This is a genomic window from Patescibacteria group bacterium (genome assembly GCA_028707065.1).
GTDB lineage: Bacteria > Patescibacteriota > Patescibacteriia > Patescibacteriales > WJLG01 > JAQTUZ01.
The window spans coordinates 1-8,473 of sequence record JAQTUZ010000035.1 but is presented as its reverse complement, the minus strand read 5'-3'; the positions used below and the strand labels follow the sequence as shown (position 1 = coordinate 8,473).

The following is an 8,473-nucleotide window of genomic DNA, read 5'->3' as shown; positions in this document are numbered from 1 at the left end:
CGGCGCGACATTGGAAAGACAGGAGACCATCGGCTTCTCAGCACTCGGCCGGCCGTGCGCTAGCCACTGGCCGTTCTAGCAATACCAAAAATCTTCCGGTCCGGAAGTCAGCCGGATGATGCCAAAAATCGCCCCAACACAGGCTAAAATAATGACGATCATTACCAAGACGATCTTTCCCGTAGTCATGCGGAGAGGGTGGGATTCGAACCCACGGTACCTTTTGGGCACACACGTTTTCGAAACGTGCGCATTCGACCACTCTGCCACCTCTCCCTAAACTTGGTCGGGCGGCTATTGGCAACCCAATAGCTTGGCCAATTAACCGTTTGAATATATCATACTTTTGCAATTTATCAAAAAAGTGTTATATTAAATGCGCTTCCAAGAGGCCTCATCGTCTAATGGTTAGGACATCACCCTTTCACGGTGGTAATCCGGGTTCGACTCCCGGTGGGGTCACAAATTGAAACTTCTTCCGGCTGGAGCAAAAAATCGGTGGGCGCCGACGGCGCTGGGTGGGAGGACGAAACGAATTCCAGCTTGCGGGTGCGGGCGAATTGGGAGGGCGGGCAAAATGAGATTGAGATAGTTTTGTCTTTGAGCGCGGGGTTCGTTCCGAAGGAACGCACAAAGTCGCGCATTTCGGCGTACTTTGTACTGCCAGCCAGAAACCCCGCGCGTTTTGAAGCCAAAATCCACTTCCGCAAGGGTTCGACCCAATTCTGGCTCTCGGCTCGGGCGGAGGAAGATTCGGCTTGAAGCGCGAGTTTTTCTCTCATCAATACATCTTTCTTTTTCAAATATACTTCGCGTTCAATATCTTTGTTCAAATACAGATCAACGAGCGCATCAAGCTTAGCTTCAAGCGTTTTCAGCTCCTCCTTCGTCCGCCCGAGCCGAGATCCCGAAGCGTGGTTCTTCTCCTGCTCAAAAACATCAACTTTTTTGAGCAGATAATTTGTCCACGCTTCGGGTAACGACACGGCTTGAAGCTCATCCCTTACTTGGCGAGCGAGCTCTTCCTCTTGGACATAGCCCTGTCCACATTTTCCTTTCTTTTTCGTACAGCGATAGTAGCGATATTTCATACCCCATCTGTTTGTCGCCCATTGCGCCGTAATCATACTGCCACACTCGCCACAACGAAAAAGACCCGTGAAAGGAAAATTGTGATTTTGCCGGCTCTGTCTTGGTCGCGCTCGCTCGCCAAGTATTTTCTGGACAGCTTCAAACAGTGTCGGGGACAGAATTGGCGCAAAGCTACCGGGAAAATATTCTTCATAATGTTTAGTAAAGCCGAGATATGCTCGATTAGTCAGCAACCTTTTCACGGAAGCTTTGCCAAGTGGCGTACCGGCTTTCGTAGTTACACCGTGGTCAGCCAAAAAATGCGCCAGTGATTCAAACGAATGGCGGCCCGAGGCGTAATTCTCGTAAGCGCAAACAATAACTTTCGCTTTCACAACATCCGGCTCAATGTTACGCGACTTGGGATTATTCACATAGCCGAAGGGTGCTTTCGTCAGCCATTCACCCCGGCGCAGTTTTTGGCGCATACCGCGCTCCACATTTTGCTTTAAATTGTCGGAGTAATACTTGCTTTGGCCGAACGCCACTTGAAGCATAAAGAGACCTTGCGGAGTGGGTTCAAACCAAAAGGTGGGGAAGCGCAAAGAGACGATCGGGCCGGTATCTACGGCGTAAATGATGCGCCCGCCATCTATACTATTGCGCGCCAGGCGGTCAGGATGCCAGGCTATAATACCGACACCCTCTTTCATTTTCTCTATTTTAGCCATCATTACGCCAAAGATTTCCCGGCCGGGGCTCTTGGCGCTTTTCGACTCTTGAAATTCCCCTAGAATTTCAAGATTTTCTCGGAGCGCAAACTCTCGCAGTTCAAATAATTGCGCTTCGATGCTCATCACCTGTTTGTCATCGTCCTCGGTTGATTTGCGAGCATAGAGAAAATATTTTGGTTTGGACATGATTTTGGCTTCAAACAAAGAAAACTATTAAGATCTCATTTCTGTTTCTAGCCCGCCCTCCCAATTCGCCCGCACCCGCAAGCTGGAATTCGTTTCGTCCTCCCACCCAGCGCCGTCGGCGCCCACCGATTTTTTGCTCCAGCCGGAAGAAGTTTCAATTTGTGATCAAATCCTATCCTTTGCTCGAACCTATTTTGAAAAGAATGAAGGGAAAGGTTAGCGCTGCGCGCTCCCGCCCGCCGGCCTGCTGGCCGGCCACCGCCTGCGCCCCTGACCCGTGCTCGAAAGCATTTTTTTTGCGGGGGGGGGTATTGCGGTTTCGGAACGGATTCGATTTTAAGTTTATCACAATATCCAAACTTTGGATATTGAATATTTAGATAGACCATAGTAGTATTATGACAAGATCAATTAGGACAAAGGAATACGCCTATTTCGTCGAGCGATTAAGGAAGGCCCGTGAGGAGGCAGGATTGACGCAAACCGAGGTTGCAAAGAAGTTAAGGCGTCCACAATCTCACATCTCAAATGTGGAGTCAGGACAGCAACGAGTTGATGTCGTTGAGCTTCAAACCTTTGCGAAGATTTATAATAAAGATATTAACTATTTTATAAAAAAATAATTTATGGCCAGTGACAATAATATACAAGTCAGTGTTGAGGATATCCCTACTTCACTTAAAAATGTCCTTCCTGAAGATCAGGGAGCAGCTCAGAGAGCTTACGACGAATTTACGGCCATTACTCTTGGGAAGAAAGAGATGACCATGAAAGAACTGTACGAGCTTAAGTTATATGCAAAAAAACGTACAGATATCGAAAAATCCGATGACCAACTTACTCCAGATCAAGTCGTCTGGAAAACAATTCATGGTTCTATTGAAAAAATGTTGGTAGAACACATGAAACCAGAAGAAAAAGAAAATTTGGATAATCTTCAAAACGAAATGGACTCTTTAGATCAGCTTGCTCATTCTGCAGGTAAAATCATGCCTCTTGGCCAGGAAATTGAAACGGAAATTATAATGCAACGGGCAGCATTAACTGTATATTTTGATAAAGGTGTTGAAAACGAATACAAAACCGTAGTTGACGGTGTAACAACAGATCTAGTTGATCCTAAAAAATGGAGTCCGTCTGAGCGCATAGAGAAAGCCGAAACGGTTCTTAAAATTATTGATGCAAATAGAGAATATTTGTATAAAAAACAGTTAATGGAAAGACATGAAACTATCCATCGAAAATTACGTGACTTTGAAAAAATTTACCATGACATTGACTCTGCAGTAGTAAAAAATCAGAAAGTACTTGAGAACGATCCTGGTTTATCAAAGCTTCTTAACACAACTAAGGAGTGGATACATTTCACTAAAGATCTTTATACAAGCCGTACTCATGCGATTTCGGCTGTAAAAAATAGTATAGATTTAGATGAATTTCTTCCTAAACTTGTTCTTGAAAAGAAGGGCGATGTTAGTGGAAATATTTCAACCAGTGAACCATTTTTTGAGCAAATGGCAGCCGTTGCTGTCTTATTAAACAAAGCTAATGAAGAGGAGGAGGATCTTGCAAAAAAACGCGACCCGCTTTCCGAAGAATTATTTGGTAAACCCGAAAGCTATATGGAATTCCCAAAGGAAAACGAAGCGAGTAGTAAAACAACCAAAATAAACCAATCTGGTGGAATGAGCAAGAAAACAAAATGGTTTATAGTTATTGCGTTAAGTGTCGTTGCCCTTTCTTGGGGTATATGGACAGCTATCGGAGTGTTTGTGCTTGGCCTCATTATAATCAATGTTCTTTCGAAATAATTTATGGATCAAATAGAAATATACAAAGACCAAATCCTCCTTGACCTAGTAGCAAGAATGAACATGCTGGATGAAGAAGAGTTAGACTTCCTTCTTTTAAATAAAGAAGTTAACGAGAATGGGAGAGTAATGAATGATGTTAATATAGACAAAATATCTACATTAGAACAAATAAACCGACACTTACGAAATAAATATGCGGGAAATAAAGTTTCTCTAAGGTGGCTTGCCATAAATGAGTTTACTATTGCGAGAATAAAAGAAGATATCAACTAGTGCTCATACGATTCAAACAGAGTTAAAAAAGAACGAGTTGCGGACTCGTTCTTTCTAATCTACGCTTCGTCTTTCAAGCCAGCCTCTTTCGCATTAACTCGGACCCATTCTATTGAATCTTTTGCACCGGAACGGGTTTCATAAGATTCACTACTTCTCGAAATGATCTTTTGATTATTGTCCGACTTTAATATCCAATAGTATTTAAGTTGAGAGTCCTTCCTTAGAATGTATGTAGCCAATTTACTATAGTTATCCCCTTATTTATTAAATGATCTAAGTCTGTTACAATAATGTTGCATAGTTATTGATACAGATTTAGCCGAAATATCCCAAAGAAGCAAAAAGATATTTCTCAGATAGGTTACGGCCGCAAACTGTTTCCTATCTGCTCTTTATTATAGCATAATAGTGTCAAAAATTCCAACATTTAATGTTGACTAATTTGACACCTTGAGATATACTAATCGCATGGCTAATCAATATGCCTCATTTATAAAAACCCTCAGGAAAGACAGGGGGCTTTCTCAGTTAGAGATAGCCGACCGCCTCAAAATTTCACGTGCGTCATATATTGCCGTCGAGCAGGGCAAGCGTGATTTAGCCGTACCTGAAGCAGAAAAGCTGGCGGGTCTGTTTGGTATTAGCGTTAATGAATTATTGTGTTCTTCCATCCCGCAATACGAAAAATACAAGCATATGATCCTCGCGTATTTGCGTGGGGGTGTGTCTAATGACGGGCAAGTTACCAAAACCAAATTGGCTAAATTGTTGTACTTAGCGGACTTTGCCTGGTACTACGATAATCTAAAAAGTATGAGCGGTATGCAGTACCGCCGTCTTCAATATGGCCCAGTGCCTGATATGTATTTCCGGGCTGTAGATGAATTGGAATCAGAAGGCAGAATATTGATTAATCGGAAGGGTGAATATATCTTAATATCCGAAAGCCAAGAATCAAAGCGAGAAAAACTTAATGAACTTGAAAAAGACGAGATTAATTTAATCGGCGATATTGCTGGCAAATGGAAAGACAAAAAAACGCAGGAGATTGTCAATTTTACGCATAACCAGCTACCATATAAAATTTGTTTGCCCGACGAAATTATCCCGTATGAACTGATCACTCAGGAAGACCCGGACCATGTTTACTAATTATTCGGTGCAAGTTGCAGATTTTGCCGAGCGGCATTTTCTAAAAAACTTCAAAAAGAAGTACAAGAGCGCTTGGGATGTCACCTGGCGAGCTATTATAGAAGAGTTCAAAAGAATGGACTCTCTTTTTGAAACAGAGATAGCCGAAAAAATCATCTGTTCAGCACAAATAGATATTTGCAAAACCGAATTTCGAGTTGCGGGCACGAAAGAATCTCGTAAGTCCTCGGGAAATCGGTGCATTGTGGCAGTAGATAAAATTATGCCGGTTGTCCATGTTTTGCTTGTGTACGGAAAGACTGATCTAAGTGGAAAAAATGAAACTGCCGAGTGGAAAACAATAGTTAAAGAAAATTATCCAGAATATAAAAATTTAATTAATAAATGTTAGGCTTGGAGGATCTTCCTCTCTATTATTTTTTTGTGCGTGGTGAGAAATTAAAGTTACCATTTTATCAAGCAAAAAACGTTCTCCATTCTTGAAGCCATTTTTCTGTCTATTTGCTTTAAAAAAGAAATTTTGCCTCTGAGTGAATGGCACTCTTTTTCTGGGTTGTCGCTTTTTAATTGGGATAAGCCTTCACTTTTTAGCTCATTCAGATATGCAAATAAATCGGCCGTACTTTTGAGCGATAATTTTCCTTCGGTGATTAAGATACCATTAATTTCTTTTACAGCTCCTTTTTCAAAAAGTTGCCTCTTTGATGTTTTGACACGGTAGCCTTCCTCTTTAATAATTCCTTTTATACTTTCTTCCAGTGCTTTAATTCGCCTGTCTCCCGAAAAACAGATATCATCAAAGTATCGGGTATAAAGAAGATGATTAGATTCAGCCAGCTTTGTAAGCCGATAATCGAGGTTGTTTAAAGCAAGACTTGCGAGGAATGGGCTTGTTGGCGTACCCTGTGGAAGCTCATAATTAAGTGTTGTTAATTTACACAGATCAGATGAGATTTTTCCTAAACCGATATCTTGGAAAATTTGTTTTACTTTTTCAAAATGTACGCTCGGAAAGAAATTTTTAATATCTAAATTTAACAAATAATCGCTCCTGGAGTGATATTTTGCATTTTCAATAATGGAGCGGTTTTTTGACAAACCATACACACATGGTGGCAATTTAATGCCAGAAAAAACCTTGTCCAAAATTAACCTCTGGATCAACTTTAGGTCAGGTCGTGGGGCATTAATATTTCTATAGCTACCGTCTTTCTTTGATAGGGCAATCTGTTTATAAAGAAGTGGAGCTGTTCGCAAAATTTTACTAAAAATAATCTTATCAATCTCCAAAATTGAGACCAACTGGTCTAGAGTAGAAATATCCTTATTTATTTTTCTGTGAGTGATAATTTTTTTCATAAAATAAAACATCGCCTTAAGGGTAAAGACGATGTTTTCCAGTGGTAGTACTGAAGAATATCTCTAACTACGCGTAAAATTGCTTTTACCCATGGAATTAAAGATGAGACCCCAGAAAGAACCGTGAGCAAGTTTTTGAGGAGATCCCCAAAAGACTTAAGCTTCTTATTGAATTCTTTCACTTTGTCTCGGCTCGGAAAGATCGGTGGAAAAACCCACAAACCCTCCCGAAAAAATTATACTTTGCTAATTTTTCGACCATTCTAAGCTAAATTTCTTCAGCTTAAAGATAACAATTAATTACAGTCATATAAACATTTATGTATATCGCTTATCGGATAATCATTCAATCACGAAGAACCGTGTTGCGTTTTACATTAATGGTTTTGGACAGGCAGGAATAGTTCCCAATTAGGGAAATTGTCATTTATGACAATGGATTAGGAGGGTTAATTATCAAAGTACCCTTGTATTTTAACATTAACCGTAAATTTTTTCCATATTTTGGGAGCCCCCTCTTTCCGTCCGTGGTGCGCGCATGGGTGGGAGCCCGCCGGTACTCCGGCGGGCTGGGGCAAGCACACTCTGTATTTCGATCCGCACCAACAAAGCACCCCGCAGACGACGAAGGGCATTTCCGCTAAGGCTGGCCTGATGAAATGAGCGCCGCCGTGGTCGAAGGCACAGAATATTAAAGAAGCGTAGCGGGTTAACTAACACCGCTGGTGGAAACAGGGAGAGGGGTTGGCGACTCCGGTCGGCCGAGCCCTGTCGAGGCGAGGAGGAGCTGGGGAGAGGGTTCGCCCTCTCCCCATAAAGAGTGCGCCTGGCCGCCCTCAAGTGGCCTAAGGGCGCACACCGAGCAGGATAGGCGCGAGTAGCCCTAGCGGAAATGCCCGACGGCGGATGCCAAGGGTGCGATCTGGCAGGCCAACCGGACATATACCACGCGCTCTTGAAGGGAAGCGCTTCCGCCCGAACCCCGGCGCCGGACCGGAAGAAGAAGCGAGAGCCCCGATTCGCTTCTTCTCTAGGGTCAAGCCGGGGTAACCGCCTAGCCCCTGGACCGTTCCGAAACCGCAATACCCCCCCCCGCAAAAAAAATGCTTTCGAGCACGGGTCAGGGGCGCAGGCGGTGGCCGGCCAGCAGGCCGGCGGGCGGGAGCGCGCAGCGCTAACCTTTCCCTTCATTCTTTTCAAAATAGGTTCGAGCAAAGGATAGGATTTGATCACAAAAGCGGGCTTTCGGAAAGACTGGACTGCTCCAGTCTTTTCCGCTTTTGTGAGGGCGGAGCCATGTTTCGCTTCCAAGCGAAACGGGCGAGCCGCGGTCGGCGAAATTTTGCGAGTGACGACGAGCAAAATATTTGCGACCACATAGATCTGGCGCGTAGCGCTCCATATCTAAATCAATTGCGCCAATATCCTTGATTTGGTATATTGGGAGCAGTTGGTTGGGGCTGTGCAAGAGCCTCACACCATTCATTTGCGGCGTTTTACGCTGCCTCTACTGACAAGGCCACCGGGATCTTTTCCGGTGGCCCTTTTTTTGTGAAATAGCCAAAAAATTATTGTGGACCACATAGATCTGGCGCGCAGCGCTCCAATAATAATTTACAGTTTAAGGGCGTTCACTGTCGTGAACGCCCTTCTTGTTTTAGGCGGCCTTGATTAAAAGCTCCCCCTGCCTGCCTACTCGCCTGATTGCGGTCTCCTTTCCGCAACCCGGACAGGTCGAGCGAGGGAATTCCAAACCCTCGTCTATCGGCCCCCTGGCAAGACAGTTGGTGCATTTCCAAATCAGAATAACCGGTTCTCTGTCTGGCGGAGTATCCGACATCTTAACTTTCCTCCTTCGTCGAGCTCAACTTTAGCCATTGT

At 43.6% G+C, this 8,473-nt stretch carries 9 protein-coding genes and 2 tRNA genes; 8 read left to right on the top strand and 3 right to left on the bottom strand.

Going from position 1 to position 8,473, the window contains the following annotated elements; translation table 11 throughout:
• Positions 1–75: 75 nt before the first annotated feature.
• Positions 76–231: a hypothetical protein gene (locus PHE24_06920; protein ID MDD4902829.1), complete on the bottom strand. Its 156-nt coding sequence runs from the start codon at positions 229–231 to the stop codon at positions 76–78.
• Positions 191–276 (bottom strand) — tRNA-Ser (locus tag PHE24_06915). The genes PHE24_06920 and PHE24_06915 overlap by 41 nt, the downstream gene beginning before the upstream one ends.
• Positions 277–390: 114 nt before the next feature.
• Between PHE24_06915 and PHE24_06910 the strand changes: the two genes are divergently transcribed.
• The 8 genes from PHE24_06910 to PHE24_06875 all read left to right on the top strand — a co-directional run bounded on the left by PHE24_06910 (position 391) and on the right by PHE24_06875 (position 5,624).
• Positions 391–462 (top strand) — tRNA-Glu (locus PHE24_06910).
• A complete protein-coding gene (locus PHE24_06905; GenBank protein ID MDD4902828.1) occupies positions 454–762 on the top strand; it encodes a hypothetical protein in 309 nt (102 codons plus the stop codon). The genes PHE24_06910 and PHE24_06905 overlap by 9 nt, the downstream gene beginning before the upstream one ends.
• 842 nt (positions 763–1,604) lie before the next feature.
• The gene (locus tag PHE24_06900) at positions 1,605–1,865 is read left to right on the top strand and encodes a hypothetical protein (protein ID MDD4902827.1); all 261 of its coding nucleotides are present in this window, start codon (positions 1,605–1,607) and stop codon (positions 1,863–1,865) included.
• 524 nt (positions 1,866–2,389) lie between these two features.
• Entirely contained in the window at positions 2,390–2,614 is a 225-nt protein-coding gene (locus tag PHE24_06895) for a helix-turn-helix transcriptional regulator (GenBank protein MDD4902826.1), read from the top strand.
• A 3-nt stretch (positions 2,615–2,617) separates the two neighbouring features.
• Positions 2,618–3,802 (top strand): hypothetical protein, encoded by a 1,185-nt coding sequence (locus tag PHE24_06890; protein ID MDD4902825.1) that lies wholly within the window; start codon positions 2,618–2,620, stop codon positions 3,800–3,802.
• A gap of 3 nt (positions 3,803–3,805) precedes the next feature.
• Complete coding sequence (locus PHE24_06885) at positions 3,806–4,078, top strand: hypothetical protein (GenBank protein ID MDD4902824.1); 273 nt, start codon at positions 3,806–3,808, stop codon at positions 4,076–4,078.
• 471 nt (positions 4,079–4,549) lie between these two features.
• Positions 4,550–5,233 (top strand): DUF4065 domain-containing protein, encoded by a 684-nt coding sequence (locus tag PHE24_06880; protein ID MDD4902823.1) that lies wholly within the window; start codon positions 4,550–4,552, stop codon positions 5,231–5,233.
• Complete coding sequence (locus tag PHE24_06875) at positions 5,223–5,624, top strand: hypothetical protein (GenBank protein ID MDD4902822.1); 402 nt, start codon at positions 5,223–5,225, stop codon at positions 5,622–5,624. Before PHE24_06880 ends, PHE24_06875 begins: the two co-directional genes overlap by 11 nt.
• A 53-nt stretch (positions 5,625–5,677) precedes the next feature.
• Here PHE24_06875 and PHE24_06870 read toward each other — a convergent pair whose 3' ends face one another.
• Entirely contained in the window at positions 5,678–6,592 is a 915-nt protein-coding gene (locus PHE24_06870) for a reverse transcriptase family protein (protein MDD4902821.1), read from the bottom strand.
• Between the last annotated feature and the right edge of the window lie 1,881 nt (positions 6,593–8,473).